This is a genomic window from Streptomyces pseudogriseolus (assembly GCA_002154585.1).
GTDB lineage: Bacteria > Actinomycetota > Actinomycetes > Streptomycetales > Streptomycetaceae > Streptomyces > Streptomyces pseudogriseolus.
In genome coordinates, this window is record MUNG01000250.1 from 1 (window position 1) to 17,158 (window position 17,158).

The 17,158-nt window shown below is 71.9% G+C and carries 14 protein-coding genes; 11 read left to right on the forward strand and 3 right to left on the reverse strand.

All coding sequences use genetic code 11. The annotated features are described in order from the left end of the window. On the forward strand, positions 1 to 1,271 hold a 1,271-nt coding region (locus CCN29_RS22045; RefSeq protein WP_107481724.1), incomplete at its 5' end, for a M28 family metallopeptidase. Between the two features lie 68 nt (positions 1,272 to 1,339). Here CCN29_RS22045 and CCN29_RS22050 read toward each other — a convergent pair. Next, positions 1,340 to 2,548 carry an RNA-guided endonuclease InsQ/TnpB family protein gene (locus CCN29_RS22050; RefSeq protein WP_086683931.1) on the reverse strand — a complete coding sequence of 403 codons (1,209 nt, stop codon included), beginning with the start codon at positions 2,546 to 2,548 and terminating at the stop codon, positions 1,340 to 1,342. A 179-nt stretch (positions 2,549 to 2,727) separates the two neighbouring features. On the opposite strand from CCN29_RS22050, the gene CCN29_RS22055 reads away from it, so the two are divergent. The 3 genes from CCN29_RS22055 (at position 2,728) to CCN29_RS22065 (ending at position 7,270) form a co-directional block, all read left to right on the forward strand. Continuing rightward, the gene (locus CCN29_RS22055) at positions 2,728 to 4,128 is read left to right on the forward strand and encodes a class II fumarate hydratase (protein WP_086683934.1); all 1,401 of its coding nucleotides are present in this window, start codon (positions 2,728 to 2,730) and stop codon (positions 4,126 to 4,128) included. Between the two features lie 72 nt (positions 4,129 to 4,200). After that, positions 4,201 to 4,893, forward strand: coding sequence for a cytidylyl-2-hydroxypropylphosphonate hydrolase (fomD, locus tag CCN29_RS22060; protein ID WP_006132060.1), 693 nt, complete (start codon positions 4,201 to 4,203; stop codon positions 4,891 to 4,893). A 274-nt stretch (positions 4,894 to 5,167) separates the two neighbouring features. After that, on the forward strand, positions 5,168 to 7,270 hold the full coding sequence (locus tag CCN29_RS22065; protein ID WP_442538445.1) for a SpoIIE family protein phosphatase: 2,103 nt from the start codon (positions 5,168 to 5,170) through the stop codon (positions 7,268 to 7,270). Positions 7,271 to 7,393: 123 nt separating this feature from the next. Here the strand turns inward: CCN29_RS22065 and CCN29_RS22070 are convergent, their stop codons facing one another. After that, positions 7,394 to 9,685, reverse strand: a complete 2,292-nt coding sequence (locus tag CCN29_RS22070; protein ID WP_086683936.1) for a transglycosylase domain-containing protein — start codon at positions 9,683 to 9,685, stop codon at positions 7,394 to 7,396. Positions 9,686 to 9,967: 282 nt separating this feature from the next. On the opposite strand from CCN29_RS22070, the gene CCN29_RS22075 reads away from it, so the two are divergent. From CCN29_RS22075 to CCN29_RS22095, 5 genes are all read left to right on the forward strand, one after another. After that, positions 9,968 to 10,903: an SPFH domain-containing protein gene (locus tag CCN29_RS22075; RefSeq protein WP_031016963.1), complete on the forward strand. Its 936-nt coding sequence runs from the start codon at positions 9,968 to 9,970 to the stop codon at positions 10,901 to 10,903. Next, positions 10,900 to 11,193, forward strand: coding sequence for a type II toxin-antitoxin system antitoxin (locus CCN29_RS22080; RefSeq protein WP_006132065.1), 294 nt, complete (start codon positions 10,900 to 10,902; stop codon positions 11,191 to 11,193). Before CCN29_RS22075 ends, CCN29_RS22080 begins: the two co-directional genes overlap by 4 nt. A gap of 158 nt (positions 11,194 to 11,351) precedes the next feature. Continuing rightward, on the forward strand, positions 11,352 to 11,876 hold the full coding sequence (locus CCN29_RS22085; protein WP_006132066.1) for a PadR family transcriptional regulator: 525 nt from the start codon (positions 11,352 to 11,354) through the stop codon (positions 11,874 to 11,876). Then, positions 11,873 to 12,568, forward strand: coding sequence for an ABC transporter ATP-binding protein (locus CCN29_RS22090; RefSeq protein ID WP_006132067.1), 696 nt, complete (start codon positions 11,873 to 11,875; stop codon positions 12,566 to 12,568). The genes CCN29_RS22085 and CCN29_RS22090 overlap by 4 nt, the downstream gene beginning before the upstream one ends. Continuing rightward, positions 12,565 to 14,946 (forward strand): ABC transporter permease, encoded by a 2,382-nt coding sequence (locus CCN29_RS22095; RefSeq protein ID WP_086683940.1) that lies wholly within the window; start codon positions 12,565 to 12,567, stop codon positions 14,944 to 14,946. The genes CCN29_RS22090 and CCN29_RS22095 overlap by 4 nt, the downstream gene beginning before the upstream one ends. Before the next feature lie 14 nt (positions 14,947 to 14,960). Here CCN29_RS22095 and CCN29_RS22100 read toward each other — a convergent pair whose 3' ends face one another. Then, positions 14,961 to 15,923, reverse strand: coding sequence for a LysR substrate-binding domain-containing protein (locus tag CCN29_RS22100; RefSeq protein WP_006132070.1), 963 nt, complete (start codon positions 15,921 to 15,923; stop codon positions 14,961 to 14,963). A 133-nt stretch (positions 15,924 to 16,056) separates the two neighbouring features. On the opposite strand from CCN29_RS22100, the gene CCN29_RS22105 reads away from it, so the two are divergent. Together CCN29_RS22105 and CCN29_RS22110 are read left to right on the forward strand one after the other, a co-directional pair. Beyond that, entirely contained in the window at positions 16,057 to 16,611 is a 555-nt protein-coding gene (locus tag CCN29_RS22105; RefSeq protein ID WP_031016970.1) for a peroxiredoxin, read from the forward strand. A 6-nt stretch (positions 16,612 to 16,617) separates the two neighbouring features. Further along, entirely contained in the window at positions 16,618 to 17,151 is a 534-nt protein-coding gene (locus CCN29_RS22110; RefSeq protein ID WP_031016971.1) for an alkyl hydroperoxide reductase, read from the forward strand. Positions 17,152 to 17,158 lie beyond the last annotated feature (7 nt).

The window sequence follows — 17,158 nt, forward strand, 5'->3', positions numbered from 1 at the left end:
GTGGAGCGGCGGTTGCCGCCGCCCGCAACGGCGGCAACCGCCGCTCCACAGGGCAGGGTTACCGCGACTCCGTCGCCTACGTGAAGGGAAAGCTCCAGGCCGCCGGCTACACCGTCACCGAGCAGCCCTGCACCTCCGGCTGCACCAGCGGCGCCGGGCCCAACCTGATCGCGGAGTGGCCCCAGGGCGACGCGAGCGCCGTCTACATGTTCGGCGCCCACCTCGACGGCGTCTCGGCCGGACCCGGCATGAACGACAACGGCTCCGGCTCCGCCGCCCTGCTCGAGAACGCCCTGACACTCGCCCGGGAGAACCCCGACCTGCGCAACCGCGTCCGCTTCGCCTGGTGGACCGACGAGGAGCAGGGCCTCAACGGCAGCGACTTCTACGTCCGTACGCTCTCCTCGGCGGAACGCTCCCGGATCAAGGCGTACTACAACTTCGACATGGTCGCCTCGCTCAACGGCGGCTACTTCGTCAACCACATCACCTCTGCGGCCGCCGCGCCCATGAAGGCCTACTGGGACTCGCTCGGCCTCCAGCCCGAGGAGAACACCGAGGGTGCGGGCCGCAGCGACGACTACTCGTTCGAGCGGTACGGCATCCCCACCTCCGGCTACGCGATGGGCGCGAGCGCCCGCAAGACCTCCGCGCAGGCCGCCAAGTGGGGCGGCACGTCCGGTGCGGCGTACGACCCCTGCTACCACCGGTCGTGCGACACCCTGTCCAACATCAACACCACCGGGCTGGACCGCGCGGCCGACGGCATCGCGTACACCGTGTGGCAGCAGGCCGTCGGCACCGGCGGCGGGGGCACCTGCGACCCGGCCGGGGTCGTCGGCAACGGCGGGTTCGAGAGCGGGACCGCGCCGTGGACCGGGACCACCGCGGTCATCGCCGCCCACTCCGGGCGGACCGCGCACGGCGGCACCCGCTTCGCGTGGCTCGGCGGCAACGGCTCCACGAGCACCGAGTCGGTCGGCCAGACGGTGACCGTGCCGGCCGGCTGCACGCGCGCGTCGCTGGACTTCTGGCTGTGGATCGAGACCGCCGAGTCCGGCAGCCGGGCGTACGACACGTTCTCCGTCCGGGTGAACGGGTCCACGCTCGCCACCTGGTCCAACGTGCACGCGGGCGGCGGCTGGACGCAGCGGTCGGCCGACCTGTCCGCGTACGCCGGGCAGACGGTCACCGTGACCTTCACCGCCACCGAGGACCACAGCCTCCAGACCGGCTTCCTGCTGGACGACGTGAGCCTGAGCGGCGCCTGACGGACCCCCACGGTCGTCCGACACCGCTGCTTGTCTCCACGGAGGTACACGTTGACTTCGTCCCCCGCCTAAAGGCGAGGGATTCCAGCGGTCGCCCGCTGGGGTTCCTGCTTCGCCGACGACCGCCCCGTCCGGGAGGACTCCCGTTGAGGTCTTACACCGTCTCCACAGGCAGACGCCGCCAGTCCGGCGGCCAGGATGTTGCGTGCCGCGTTCACGTCGCGGTCATGCACGGTGCCGCAGTCGCACGTCCACTCGCGTACGTTCAGCGGCAGCTTCTCGCGGACCGTGCCGCAGTTCCCGCACAGCTTCGAGCTGGGGAACCACCGGTCGATCACGACGAGTTCGCGCCCGTACCAGGCGCACTTGTACTCCAGCATGGAGCGCAGTTCCGTCCACGACGCGTCGGAGACGGCGCGCGCGAGCTTGCCGTTCTTCAGCAGGTTGCGGACGGTGAGGTCCTCGATCACGACCGTTTGGTTCTCACGGACGAGCCGAGTGGTCAGCTTGTGCAGGAAGTCGCGGCGCCGGTCGGCGATCCGCGCATGGACCTTGGCAGCCTTGCGGCGGGCCTTCTCCCGGTTCGCCGAGCCCTTCGCCTTCCGCGACAGCTCCCGCTGCGCCTTGGCGAGGCGGGCGCGGTCACGGCGCTCGTGCTTCGGGTTCGCGATCTTCTCCCCGGTCGACAGGGTCACCAGGGAGGTGATGCCCGCGTCGATACCGACCGCGTTCGTTGTGGCCGGGGCCGGGGCGATGCGGTCGTCGCAGAGCAGGGATACGAACCAGCGCCCGGCTGCGTCACGCGACACGGTCACCGTGGTCGGCACCGCACCCTCGGGGAGCGGACGCGACCAGCGGATGTCCAGCGGCTCGGTCATCTTCGCCAGGGTCAGTTGCCTGCCATGCCACTTGAACGCGGAGCGGGTGTACTCGGCCGAGGCTCGGGACTTCTTCCGGCTCTTGTACCGGGGGTACTTGGCACGCTTGGCGAAGAAGTTCCCGAACGCCGTCTGAAGGTGGCGCAGCGCCTGCTGGAGCGGGACGGAGGACACCTCCGCCAGGAAGGCCAGTTTCTCGGCCTTCTTCCACTCGGTGAGCGCCGCCGAGGACTCTGCGTAGGAGATGCGGCGCTGCTCGCCGTACCAGGCCCGGGTGCGCTCCTCCAGCGCCTTGTTGTAGACCAGGCGGACACAGCCGAACGTGCGCAGCAGCTGGGACGCCTGCTCCTCCGTTGGGTAGAAGCGGTACTTGAAAGCCCGCTTGACCTGCTGCGTCACGCCTTACATCGTATCAGATTCCGTGTGAGCCGGTGTCGGCTCATGGCCGCAGACGCCGAGTCGCCTTGGTGGCGATTCGCCTTTCCCTGACCCGCTACGCGGAAGCTTCACTCCTCCCCCGCAAGCGGGAGGTACCCCCACCCCGGCCTGAGGGCCGGGGTATCCACGAAGGGAATCCGATGACCACGGACGACGACCGGACCTACCGCATCGAGCACGACTCCATGGGAGAGGTGAGAGTCCCCGCCGACGCCAAGTGGCGGGCGCAGACCCAGCGGGCGGTGGAGAACTTCCCGGTCTCCGGGCAGCGCCTGGAGCGCGCCCACATCGAGGCGCTGGCCCGTATCAAGGGCGCCGCCGCCAAGGTGAACGCCCGGCTCGGGGTGCTGGACAAGGACGTCGCCGAGGCGATCCAGGAGGCGGCGGCGGAGGTCGCCGAGGGCCGGTGGGACGACCACTTCCCGGTGGACGTGTTCCAGACCGGGTCGGGCACCTCGTCCAACATGAACACCAACGAGGTGGTCGCCACCCTCGCCACCGAGCGGCTGGGCCGGGACGTGCACCCCAACGACCACGTCAACGCCTCCCAGTCGTCCAACGACGTCTTCCCCTCGTCGCTGCACATCGCCGCCACCGCCGCGGTCACCCGGGACCTGATCCCGGCCCTGGAGCACCTCGCCGCCGCCCTGGAGCGCAAGGCGGAGGAGTTCGCGGACGTGGTGAAGTCCGGGCGCACCCATCTGATGGACGCCACGCCCGTCACCCTGGGCCAGGAGTTCGGCGGGTACGCGGCCCAGGTGCGGTACGGCGTGGAGCGGCTGCGCGCCTCGCTGCCCCGGCTGGCCGAGCTGCCGCTGGGCGGCACCGCCGTCGGCACCGGCATCAACACCCCGCCCGGGTTCTCCGCGGCCGTCATCGAGGAGGTGGCGCGGGCGACGGGGCTGCCGCTGACCGAGGCGCGCAACCACTTCGAGGCGCAGGGCGCCCGGGACGGCGTGGTGGAGACCAGCGGGCAGCTGCGCACCGTCGCCGTCGGCCTGACGAAGATCGCGAACGATCTGCGGTGGATGGCGTCGGGGCCGCGCACCGGCCTCGCCGAGATCGCCCTGCCCGACCTCCAGCCCGGCTCCTCGATCATGCCCGGCAAGGTCAACCCGGTGATCCCGGAGGCCGTGCTGATGGTCTGCGCCCAGGTCACGGGCAACGACGCGACGGTCGCCGCGGCCGGCGCGTCCGGGAACTTCGAGCTGAACGTGATGCTGCCGGTGATCGCGAAGAACGTGCTGGAGTCGGTGCGGCTGCTCGCCAACGTCTCCCGGCTGCTGGCCGACCGCACGGTCGACGGGATCGTCGCCGACCGGGAGCGGGCCCGCGAGTACGCCGAGTCCTCGCCGTCCGTGGTGACCCCGCTGAACAAGTACATCGGCTACGAGGAGGCCGCCAAGGTCGCCAAGAAGTCGCTCGCGGAGCGCAGGACCATCCGCCAGGTGGTGCTGGAGGGCGGCTATGTGGAGCGCGGCGACCTGACCGTGGAACAGCTGGACGAGGCCCTGGATGTCCTGCGTATGACACGCCCGTGAAACCTGGCGTCCCGGGGGTGAACCGTGACGGGGGCCGCAGCGTCGCGTGGCCCCACCACCTAATATCTGCGCATGACAGAGGGTGGAACGACGAGGCGCGGCCACGCGGGCGGGGCGGCCCGCCACTGGGAGCCCGGGACGCAGATCCTGTGGCGGTACCGGGAGAACGGCGGCGCGCGCATCCACATCGCGCGCCCCGTCACGGTCGTGCGCGACGACTCGGAGCTGCTGGCGGTCTGGATGGCGCCCGGCACCGAGTGCGTGAAACCCGTCCTCGCCGACGGCACCCCGGTCCACCGCGAGCCCCTCGCCACCCGCTACACCAAGCCGCGCACGGTGCAGAGGGACCGCTGGTTCGGCACCGGCGTGCTGAAGCTGGCCCGGCCCGGCGAGCCCTGGTCGGTGTGGCTGTTCTGGGAGCCGGGCTGGCGGTTCAAGAACTGGTACGTGAACCTGGAGGAGCCCCTCGTCCGCTGGGCGGGCGGGGTGGACTCCGAGGACCACTTCCTGGACATCTCCGTGCAGCCGGACGGCGGCTGGCACTGGCGGGACGAGGACGAGTTCGCGCAGGCCCAGCGGGACGGCCTGATGGACGTGGCGCTCGCCCGGAAGGTGCGTGCGGCCGGGCGCGCGGCGGTCGCCGTGATCGACGCCTGGGGGCCGCCGTTCTCGGACGGATGGGAGAACTGGCGTCCGGATCCGTCCTGGGCTGTACCGTCACTTCCACAGGACTGGGACCGCACAGCGGCGCACGCATCCCCGTGAGACCCTTGCTGCGCCCCCGGGCAGGAAACGTAGGATCGTCGTCCGCAAGGGCGCGGAGCAGCAACCACCGGAGCGCGCGCGAGGTTTGACCGGACGTCACCGAGGGGCGGCAGGACGTGAGCGAGGGGCACGGAAACACCGGCACGGGCCGAGGACGGCCGGCCGGCGTCGCAGGAACAACCTCTGACCACACGCGAAATCCGTTCCGGGGGCACGTGTTCCGGGTATCGGAGTTTCGGCGGAGCGAACCGCGCGCACGGCGTGCGCCGGACGGATGGACTCGACACGCGTGACGGAGCAGCCGACCTCCTACGAGCGCCCCCAGCCGGGCGTGGACCCCGCGGATCCCCGCGGGGCGTTCCTGCGTTCCCCGGCGCCGCCGGCCGGCACGGGCGCGGCCTTACCGGTACAGGGCCGCTCCGGCGGTGAGCCGCCCGCGCCCGGCGCCGTCGCCCCCGGCGGTTCCGCGCCCGCTGCGGACGGTCCCGGGTCCGAGCACTCCCAGCCGGGCGCCGGCCCGGACGCGGAGCCGGACGCCCACCGTCCGCGGCCCGCGCCGGACGGCATCCCGGTGCAGCCCGCGGACGGGCAGGGCCGGGTGGACCGGGGTCCGGGCGGCGAGGACCGCCGTACGGGCCAGGTGACGCGGCCGGGCCGGCCCACGCCGATGCGGCGGGACGGGGACCGGCTGCGCTTCGTCGGCGCGGCCACCCGGCGGATCGCCCGCGGCATCGACCTGGACGAGATCGTGATGGGGCTGTGCCGGGCGACCGTGCCCACCTTCTCCGACGCGATCCTCGTGTATCTGCGCGATCCGCTGCCGGTCGGCGACGAGCGGCCGACGGGCCCGCTGGTGCTGCGGCTGCGCCGCACCGACCGGATCCCGCCCGAGCGGGACACCGAGGGCGGCGGGTTCCTGCCGGCCGCGCCGCCGGAGCCGTCCGAGCTGGACTCGGTCGGCGAGGAGCTGTGCACGGTACGGCCCGGCAGCGCGCTCGCCGAGGTGCTGCGCGGGGTGCGCCCGGTGTTCACGGACGCGCCCGCCGCGCGGGCCGCGCTGCCGGAACTCCTCGGCGAGGAGGGCACGGCGGCCGTCCCCGACGGCCAGCGCGCGGTCCTCGCGCCGCTGCGCGGCCGCCGCCGGGTGATCGGCGCGGCGCTGTTCCTGCGGCGCCCCGAGCGGATCCCGTTCGAGGCCGACGACCTGCTGGTCGCGGCGCAGCTCGCCACGCACAGCGCCCTCGGCATCGACAAGGCCGTGCTGTACGGGCGCGAGGCGTACATCGCGGACGAGCTCCAGCGCACGATGCTGCCGGAGACCCTGCCGCGCTGCACCGGCGTACGGCTGGCGTCGCGGTATCTGCCGGCCGCGGAGACCGCGCGGGTGGGCGGCGACTGGTACGACGCGATCCCGCTGCCCGGCAGCCGGGTGGCGCTGGTCGTCGGCGACGTGATGGGCCACTCCATGACGTCGGCGGCGATCATGGGCCAGCTGCGCACGACCGCGCAGACGCTCGCCGGGCTCGACCTGCCGCCGCAGGAGGTGCTGCACCACCTCGACGAGCAGGCCCAGCGGCTCGGCGTGGACCGCATGGCGACCTGCCTGTACGCGGTGTACGACCCGGTAGCCCACCGCATCACCGTCGCCAACGCCGGCCATCCGCCGCCCGTGCTGCTGCACCTGGGCGGGCGCGCGGAGGTGCTGCGGGTGCCGGCGGGCGCCCCGATCGGCGTCGGCGGGGTGGACTTCGAGGCCGTGGAGCTGGAGGCGCCCGCCGGGGCGACCCTGCTGCTCTACACCGACGGCCTGGTGGAGTCCCGGCTGCGCGACGTGTGGACCGGCATCGAGCAGCTGCGGGAGAAGCTCGCCGCGACCGCGCAGCTGACCGGGCCGGATCACCCGCCGCCGCTCGAGGCGCTGTGCGACGAGGTGCTCGACATGCTCGGCCCGGGCGACCGGGACGACGACATCGCGCTGCTCGCCGCCCGCTTCGACGGGATCGCGCCGAGCGACGTGGCGTACTGGTTCCTGGAGCCGGAGGACGCGGCGCCCGGGCGGGCGCGGCGGCTGGCCCGGCGGCAGCTGTCCCGGTGGGGCCTGGACGACCTGAGCGACTCGGTGGAGCTGCTGGTGAGCGAGGTCGTCACCAACGCCGTGCGGTATGCCTCCCGGCCGGTGACGCTGCGGCTGCTGCGGACGGATGTGCTGCGGTGCGAGGTCGGGGACGATGTGCCGCAGTTGCCGCGGCTGCGGCAGGCGCGGGCGACGGATGAGGGTGGGCGGGGGCTGTATCTCGTCAACCGCCTTGCCCGGCGGTGGGGGGCTACTCGGCTGAGCACCGGGAAGGTGGTGTGGTTCGAGCTGAACCAGGGCTGAGGAGTGCTCCGCGGGGTGGCGCCGTGAGGGGTTGCTCGGCTGTGCCCGGTGCGGCTCGTTCTGGGTTGATCGCGCAGTTCCCCGCGCCCCTTCGGGGGCGCGGGGAACTGCGCGTGTTGCGTTCTATTCGCGGTCGTTGTTCAGGGGCTCGTCGGGGCCGCCCGGGAGGTCGAAGGTCGGAGGCGGCGGGGTCGTCTCCGTCTGCGAGGGCGGGGGTGACGTCGGCGTCTGGCTCGGGGGTTCCGTCGTCGGCGGCGGCGGGGACGTGGTCGACGGCGGGGCCGACGTCGTCGGCTCCTCCGTCGTCGGCGTCTGCGACGGCGTCTCGGACTCCGTCTCCGACTGCGACGGGCTCCGGGTCGGCGCCACGCCCGCGCCCTGCTCGGTCTCCAGGTCGAACTCGGAGACCTCGTCCATCACGCCGAAGGTGTACGCGGCCCAGATCTCGGCGGGGAAGCCGCCGCCGTTGACGCGGTGGTCGACGCCGCCGGCCTCGTACATCGGGACCTGCTTGCCGGTCTTGGCGTCCTCGCCGAACAGGCCGACCGAGGTGACCAGGTCGGGCGTGTAGCCGGTGAACCAGGCCGACCTGTTGAAGTCGGAGGTGCCGGTCTTGCCGGCGACCTGCTGGCCGTCGCGCAGCGGGTTGTCGCGCACGGAGGCCCGGGCGGTGCCGTCGTCGACCACTCCGGTGAGGACCGAGGTCACGGTGTCGGCGGCGCGCCGGCTGATGACCGACTGGCCGATCGGGTCGGGCATCTCCAGGGTGCGGTCCTTGTGCTCGACCGACTTCACGATCGACGGCGTGACCTGCTTGCCGTGGTTGGCGAGGGTGGCGTAGACGCCGGCCATCTGCATCGGGCTGGCGCCCATGGTGCCCAGGGTCTGCGCCGGGAACGGGTCGAGGTTCTCGCTCATGCCGAGCGCGCCCGCGGTCTGCATCACGTCCGTCATGCCGACGTCGACGCCCATCTGCGCGAAGACGGAGTTGACGGACTTGTTCATCGCCTCCTGGACGGTGATGTCGCCGTAGTCCTGGTCGTCCTCGTTGGGCGGGGCGAAGCCGACCTTCTCGCCGTCCTCGACCACGGGGCGCTTGCTGTCGCCGTCGTAGACCGTGTCGGCCGTGATGGGCACGCCGTCCTGGGTCTCGGCGCCCCGGTCGAGGGCGGCCGCGAGGATCACCGGTTTGAAGGTGGAGGCCGGCTGGTAGTCCTTGCGGGTGGCGTTGTTGGTGTAGTGCTTCACGTAGTCCACGCCGCCGTACATCGCCACGACCTTGCCGGTCTTCGGGTCGACGGAGACGGCGCCGGCCTGGACGTCGGCGTCGACGTCCCGCTTCTTCGGGTCGAGCTTGCTGGTGAGCCGGTCCTTGACCGCCTGCTCCAGCGCCTTCTGCTTCTTCTTGTCGATGTTCAGCGTGATGGTGTAGCCGCCGCGGTCCAGCAGCGCCTTGGCCTGCTCCAGGTTCTCGGCGACGCCCTGCTCGACCATCTGCTGCTTGACCGCCGTGTTGGCCGCCTCGACCAGGTAGCCGGTCTGCCCCTCCATGCCGGGGGCCGCCTTGGGCGCCTTGGGCACGGGAAACTTCATGCCGGCCCGCTCGCCTGCGTCCAGCCACTTCTGCTCGACCATGTTGTCCAGGACGTAGTCCCAGCGCTCCTGGACGAGTTCCTTGCCCTTGTCGCTGGCGATCGCCCAGTCGTACTGGTTCGGCGCCTGGAGCAGCGCGGCGAGGTAGGCGCCCTGCTCGACGGTGAGGTCCTCGGCGTCGACGCGGTAGTAGGCCTGGGCGGCGGCCTGGATGCCGTAGGCGCCGCGGCCGTAGTAGCTGGTGTTGATGTACCCGGCGAGGATGTAGTCCTTGGACTTCTCCCGGTCCAGCTTCAGGGAGATGACCAGCTCCTTGAGCTTGCGGGAGACGGTCTGCTCCTGCGTCAGGTAGTAGTTCTTGACGTACTGCTGGGTGATCGTGGAGCCGCCCTGCGCGCCCTTGCCGGACAGGGTGTTGAGGACGCCGCGGGCGGTGCCCTTCAGGTCGACGCCGGAGTCCTTGTAGAACGTCTTGTTCTCGGCGGCGACGAACGTGCGCTGCACGGGCTTGGGGACCCGGGCCAGGTCGACGATCTCGCGGTTGCGGTCGCCGTCGCGGGCCATGAGCGTGCCGTCGCTGTACTCGTAGACGTTGCTCTGGAGCTCGGCGTCGGCGTTGCCCTCCGGGATGTCGATCATCATGTAGAGCACGATGAAGGCGCCCATGCCGAGCAGGCACAGGGTGAAGAAGGTGCCGAGGATCTTCTTCCAGGTGAACAGGCGGCGTATGCCGGTGCGGCCGCCCGCGGCGGCAGCGCGGCCCTTGGGTGCCGCACGGCGCCCGCCGCGCTGTCGTGCGCGTCTTTCTTCCGCTCGTCCCATACGCCTGTTCCGCTCCGCTTCGTATCCGCTTCGTCCCTGTGTGCTCACACGGCACACACGTTCGCCAATCGGGCCGGCTTGGCAAGCTAGCACCGGGAGCTATGACAAAGGGCTGCCGATCCGGCCTTTACGGACGTGACAATCAGCACCCACCCCAACGGAACCGACGTTCGAGAGGCGTACGGGGTTGCCATGGAAGGGTAATGTGATATCAGTTAGTTAGAACGACGATAGACAGTGAACGCCGTGCGGGAACGCACGCGGAGAAACGGGGGCATCTTCATGACCACACACGACCCGCAGATCACGGCCGACGTGCCCGAGATGCCGGCGCCCCGCGTCCGGGAGGTCCCGGCGCACAGCATCGGCGGCGGTCTCGCCCTGCTCCTCGGACTGCTCGGCCTGCTGGGCGGCGTGGCGATGTCCATCTCGGCCACGGCGGTGGAGGGCGCGGGCGCGAAGGCCGGTCTGATCGTCGGCGGCATCGTCGTCGCGATCGCCGCGTTCCTGGCGATGTGCGGGCTGAACATGGTGGCGCCGGGCGAGGCGCGGGTGGTGCAGCTGTTCGGCCGCTACCGGGGCACCATCCGCAAGGACGGCCTGCGCTGGGTGAACCCGTTCACCTCCCGCACCAAGATCTCCACCCGGGTGCGCAACCACGAGACCGCGGTGCTGAAGGTGAACGACGCCTACGGCAACCCGATCGAGCTGGCCGCGGTCGTGGTGTGGCGGGTCGAGGACACCGCGCAGGCCACCTTCGAGGTGGACGACTACGTCGAGTTCGTCTCCACCCAGACCGAGGCGGCCGTGCGGCACATCGCCATCGAGTACCCGTACGACGCGCATGACGAGGGCGACCTGTCGCTGCGCGGCAACGCCGAGGAGATCACCGAGAAGCTGGCGGTCGAGCTGCACGCGCGCGTCGAGGCGGCCGGCGTGCAGATCATCGAGTCCCGTTTCACGCACCTCGCCTACGCCCCCGAGATCGCCTCGGCGATGCTCCAGCGGCAGCAGGCGGGCGCGGTCGTCGCGGCGCGGCAGCAGATCGTGGAGGGCGCCGTGGGTATGGTCGAGACCGCCCTGGCCCGCCTCGAGGAGCAGGACATCGTGGACCTCGACCCCGAGCGGAAGGCGGCGATGGTGTCCAACCTGATGGTCGTGCTGTGCGGTGACCGCTCGGCGCAGCCGGTCCTCAACACCGGGACGCTCTACCAGTGACCGCGCCGTCCGAGGGCCCGTCCCCGCAGCGCCGGCCGCAGCGCAAGCAGGTGCTGCTGCGGCTGGACCCGGCGGTGTACGAGGCGCTGGCCCGCTGGGCGGGTGACGAACTGCGCTCGGCGAACGCGCAGATCGAGTTCCTGCTGCGGCGCGCCCTGGCGGAGGCGGGCCGCCTCCCCGGCGGGGCGGGTCCGATCCCCCGCCGGGGCCGCCCGCCCGGCTCCGGGCCGCCACCGGGCGGCCGCCCGCCGTCCGGCCCCTCCCAGGGCGGTGCCCCGCCCGCCGACTGAACCGGCCCCCGTCGCCCGCGACGGGGGCCGGACGCGTGTCCGGACCTCGGTGACAGAACCGTGACAACGCCCTCCCACCTGGGGCGTCAGAGCCTTGCCCATGATCTGCACACTCCGCGTATACACCCTGCGTATACACGGTGTGTAGAGTGCTCCGCATGTCCATCGGTCACACCCTCCTGGGACTCCTGGAGTCCGGCCCGCGCCACGGTTACGACCTCAAGCGGGCCTTCGACGAGAAGTTCGGTCACGACCGGCCGCTGCACTACGGCCAGGTCTACTCGACGATGTCCCGCCTGCTGAAGAACGGCCTCGTCGAGGTCGACGGCATCGAGGCCGGCGGCGGCCCCGAGCGCAAGCGGTACGCCATCACCGAGGCCGGCATCACCGATGTCGCCCGCTGGCTCGCCACGCCGGAGAAGCCCGAGCCGTACCTGCAGTCGACGCTCTACACCAAGGTCGTCCTCGCGCTCCTCACCCGGCGCGACGCCGCCGACCTCCTCGACACGCAGCGCTCGGAGCACCTGCGCAGCATGCGCGTCCTCACCGACCGCAAGCGCAAGGGCGACCTCGCCGACCAGCTGATCTGCGACCACGCACTCTTCCACCTCGAGGCCGACCTGCGCTGGCTGGAACTGACCGCCGCGCGCCTCGACAAACTCCGTGAGGCGGTGGCCCGATGACCACGACCGCACCCGCCGGTTCCCTGCTCGCCGCACGGGACCTGCACAAGACCTACGGCCCGACCAAGGCGCTCGACGGGGCCGCGTTCTCCATCCACCCGGGTGAGGTCGTCGCCGTGATGGGCCCCTCCGGCTCCGGCAAGTCGACCCTGCTGCACTGCCTCGCCGGGATCGTCACCCCCGACGCCGGCTCCATCACGTACAACGGGCGCGAGCTGACCGCGATGAACGACTCCGAGCGCAGCGCCCTGCGCCGCTCCGAGTTCGGCTTCGTGTTCCAGTTCGGCCAGCTGGTGCCGGAGCTGACCTGCGTGGAGAACGTCGCGCTGCCGCTGCGGCTGAACGGCACCCCCCGCAAGGAGGCCGAGCGCACCGCCGTGTCCTGGATGGAGCGCCTGGAGGTCGACGACGTGCGCGGGAAGCGGCCCGGCGAGGTGTCCGGCGGTCAGGGCCAGCGGGTCGCGGTGGCCCGCGCGCTGGTCACCGGGCCGCGTGTGGTGTTCGCCGACGAGCCGACCGGCGCGCTGGACTCGCTGAACGGCGAGCGCGTGATGGAACTGCTCACCGAGGCCGCCCGCTCCGCCAACGCGGCCGTCGTCCTCGTCACGCACGAGGCGCGGGTCGCCGCGTACTCGGACCGCGAGATCGTCGTCCGGGACGGCAAGGCGCGCGACATGGAGCGCGTCGTATGAGCGCCCGATGGGGGCACCGCCCTGCTCGAGCGGAGTCGAGAGCTTGGGGGAGGGCACGGGACCTGACTCTCGGCGCCCGGTTCGCCGTCACCGGGGGCCGGGAGGGCTGGACGCGGGCGCTGCTCACCGCCGTCGGCGTGGGGCTGGGCGTGGCGCTGCTGCTGCTCACCACGGCCGTGCCGAACCTGCTCGACGGACGCGACCGGCGGGAGGCCGCCCGCCAGGACAGCCCGTACATCGAGGACACCCTGCGCCCCTCGGACGGCACCCTGCTCATCGCGCACGCCAACAGCGACTTCAGGGACCGCGACCTGCGCGGCCGCCTGGTGGAGCCCGAGGGCCCGAAGGCCCCGGTGCCGCCCGGCGTGAGCGAACTGCCGAAGCCGGGCACGATGGTGGTCTCCCCCGCCCTGAAGGAGCTCCTCGCCTCCGACGAGGGCGCGCTGCTGAGGGACCGGCTGCCGTACGACATCGTGGGCACCATCGGCGAGACGGGTCTGATCGGCTCCCAGGAACTCGCCTGGTACGCGGGCGCCACCGGGCTCGCCGAGCGGCTGAACAGTCCGACGGTCATGCGGATCGACGCCTTCGGCGAGACCCAGCCGAACCCCACCGAGCCGCTGGACCCGGTGCTCATGATGCTGACGCTGGTCATCTTCGTGGTGCTGCTGGTGCCGGTCGGCGTGTTCATCGCCACCGCCGTGCGGTTCGGCGGCGAGCGGCGCGACCGCAGGCTCGCCGCGCTGCGGCTGGTCGGCTCCGACAGCCGGATGACCCGCAGGATCGCCGCGGGCGAGGCGCTCGCCGGCGCGGTGCTCGGGCTGGGGTTCGGCACCCTTTTCTTCCTGGCCGGGCGTGAGTTCGCGGGGTCCGTCGACGTGTTCCGCGTCAGCGTCTTCCCCGGCGACCTCAACCCGTCGCCGCTGCTGGCGCTGCTGGTCGCGGTCGCGGTCCCGGCAGCCGCCGTGCTGGTCACCCTGATCGCGCTGCGCGGTGTGGTCATCGAGCCGCTGGGCGTGGTCCGCACGGCGCGGCCGGCCCGCCGCCGGCTGTGGTGGCGGCTGCTGCTGCCGCTCGCCGGTGTCGCCATGCTCGTGCCGATGATCGGCCAGGGCAGCGACAACGGCGACTTCAACCAGTACCTGGTCGTCGGCGGTGTGCTGTGCCTCCTCGTCGGGGTCACCGCGCTGCTGCCGTGGATCGTGGAGACGGTCGTCGCCCGGCTCGGCGCGGGCGGCCTGTCGTGGCAGCTCGCCGTGCGCCGGCTCCAGCTGAGCAGCGGCACGGCGGCCCGCATGGTGAACGGCATCGCCGTGGCCGTGGCCGGCGCGATCGCCCTGCAGATGCTGTTCACCGGCGTGGACGACCAGTACACCCGTGACACGGGACAGGACGTGTCCCGCGCGCAGATGCAGGTCGACCTGCCCGACGGCGTCCCGACGGCGCCCGCCGCGGCGAAGTTCGAGCAGACCGAGGGCGTGCGCGGCGTCAGCGCGCTCTCCTCCGTCTACGCGTCCGAGAGGCCCGCCGGCTCGGAGGACACGGGCCTCGGGGCGCAACTGACCGTCGGCGGCTGCGAGTCCCTGCGGCTGCTGGCGCGGGTGACCGGCTGCGCGGACGGTGACGTCTTCATGCTGACCGGCGCCGACTACGACACGAGCACGCCGGTGCTGAACAAGCCGGGCCGCGCCCTGCACCTGGAGCACGGTCAGGTGGCCGGCACGCAGAAGGACGCCGTCTGGACGGTACCGTCCGGCGTGAAGCGCGCCGCCGCCGTGCAGGACCCCACCGGGATGCTGAACAGCGGGTTCCTGCTGACGCCGGGCGCCGTCACCCCCGAGATCGCGCAGCGGCTGTCCGGGAGGCTGTGGCTGTCCATCGACGAGTCGGTGCCCGACGTGCAGGACCGGGTGCGCAACACGGCCGCCGCCGTCGACCCGCTGGCCCACGCGTCGACCTGGGCCGCCACCGAGCGCACCACCCGGTTCGACTCCATCCGCACCGGCCTGTTCGTCGGGGCCGCCGCCGTGCTGGTGCTCATCGGGGTGAGCCTGCTGGTGTCGCAGCTCGAACAGCTGCGGGAGCGCCGCAAGCTGCTGTCGGCGCTGGTCGCCTTCGGCACCCGGCGTCGCACGCTGAGCCTGTCGGTGCTGTGGCAGACGGCGATCCCGATCGGCCTGGGCCTCGCGCTCTCCACCCTGGTGGGCACGGTCCTCGGGGTGGTGCTGCTGCGGATGACCGCGACACCGGTCCAGGTGGACTGGGGCAGCGTCCTCGGGATGGCGGGCGTCGGCGCGGGCGTGGTCGCCCTGGTCACGCTGCTCAGCCTGCCGCCGCTGCTGCGGATGATGCGCCCGGACGGCCTCCGCACGGAGTGACGCCGCGGGGGCGTTCAGTCCCCGGAGGGCGTCCCGTCCTCCACCGTGCGGACCGGCAGGCCGCGCATCGCCTCGCGCAGTGCCGCCGCCAGCTGTCCGTACTCCGCCGCCCTCGCCGCGCCCGAGCGCATGGCGAGGGCGATGCGGCGTTTCGGGGCGGGGTCGGCGAAGCGGGCGGTGAGGAGGCGGTCGGCGCGGCTGGTCTCCACCTCGACGGCGGTGCGCGGCAGCAGCGTGACGCCGAGTCCGCCCGCCACGAGCTGCACCAGCGTGGACAGTCCGGCCGCCGTGGTGGTGGCCGCCACCCCCGCGCTGCCCGCCTCGCGGCAGATGTCGAGGGCCTGGTCGCGCAGGCAGTGTCCCTCGTCGAGCAGCAGCAGGTTCAGCTCGCGCAGCACCGCACGGGGTATGCCGTCGCGTCCGCCGAGCCGGTGCCCCGGCGGGGTGACCAGCACGAAGTCCTCCTCGAACAGCGGCAGTTCGGTGACCCCGGCGACCCCGAGCGGCACCGCGAGCAGCAGCAGGTCGAGCCGGCCCGCCGCCAGCCCGTCGAGCAGGCTCGCGGTGTGCTCCTCGTGCACCTGGAGGTCGAGGCGCGGATAGCGGTCGTGGACCAGCCGCAGCACCGTCGGCAGCAGATACGGCGCGACGGTCGGGATGACGCCGAGCCGCAGCACCCCGGTGAACGGCGCCCGCAGCGCCTCCGCCTCCTCCATGAGCGCGCCGACCTCCGTGAGCACGGACTTGGCGCGGGCGGCGAGCTGCTCCCCGGCCGGGGTGAGCAGCACCCTGCGCGTCGTACGCTCCACGAGCGTCACGCCGAGCGTCTCCTCCAGCGCCGACAGCGCCCCGGACAGCGCCGGCTGGCTCATGCCCAGGGCCGCGGCGGCGTCGCGGAAGTGCAGGTGCTCGGCCACCGCCGCGAACGCCCGCAGCTGGGCCAGGCTCGGCTGTCTGCGCCGGTCACCGACAGTCACTGATAGGTCCCTCCGATCAACCCGACCGAGTGTAGCTATTTCACTGATCAATGCACTCTGTGCCAACATCAACCAGGTCCAACCCATGGGAAACACCCGCAATCGGGGTGTTTCTTCGCTGCAAGGAGAGCGTGTGCTCACTGTCGGTGACAAGTTCCCCGAGTTCGAACTGACCGCCTGCGTCTCGCTGGAGAAGGGCAAGGAGTTCGAGACGATCGACCACAAGACCTACGAAGGCAAGTGGAAGGTCGTGTTCGCGTGGCCCAAGGACTTCACCTTCGTGTGCCCGACCGAGATCGCCGCCTTCGGCAAGCTGAACGACGAGTTCGCCGACCGCGACGCCCAGATCCTCGGCTTCTCCGGTGACTCGGAGTTCGTCCACCACGCCTGGCGCAAGGACCACGAGGACCTGCGCGACCTGCCGTTCCCGATGATGGCGGACCCGAAGCACGAGCTGATGCGCGACCTCGGCATCGAGGGCGAGGACGGCTACGCCAAGCGCGCCGTGTTCATCGTGGACCAGAACAACGAGATCCAGTTCTCCATGGTGACCGCCGGCTCCGTCGGCCGTAACCCCAAGGAGGTCCTGCGGGTCCTGGACGCCCTCCAGACCGACGAGCTCTGCCCGTGCAACTGGTCCAAGGGCGACGAGACCCTGGACCCGGTCGCGCTGCTGGCCGGGGAGTGAGCTGACGTGTCGCTCGACTCCCTGAAGTCCCGCATACCGGACTACGCCAAGGACCTGAAGCTCAACCTGGGTTCGGTCATCGGCAACTCCGACCTGCCCGCCCAGCAGCTCTGGGGCACGGTGCTGGCGACCGCGATCGCCTCGCGCTCGCCGATCGTGCTGCGCGAGCTGGAGCCGGAGGCGAAGGCGAACCTGTCGCCGGAGGCGTACACGGCCGCCAAGGCCGCCGCCGCGGTGATGGCGATGAACAACGTCTTCTACCGCACCCGCCACCTGCTGTCGGACCACGAGTACGGCAACCTGCGGGCCGGTCTGCGGATGAACGTCATCGGCAACCCGGGCGTCGACAAGGTCGACTTCGAGTTCTGGTCCTTCGCGGTCTCCGCGGTCAACGGCTGCGGCATGTGCCTCGACTCGCACGAGCAGGTGCTGCGCAAGGCCGGCGTGGACCGTGACGTGATCCAGGAGGCGTTCAAGATCGCCGCGGTGGTGCAGGCCGTCGCCGCGACCCTCGACGCGGAGGCGGCGCTCGCGGAGTGACTCCGCG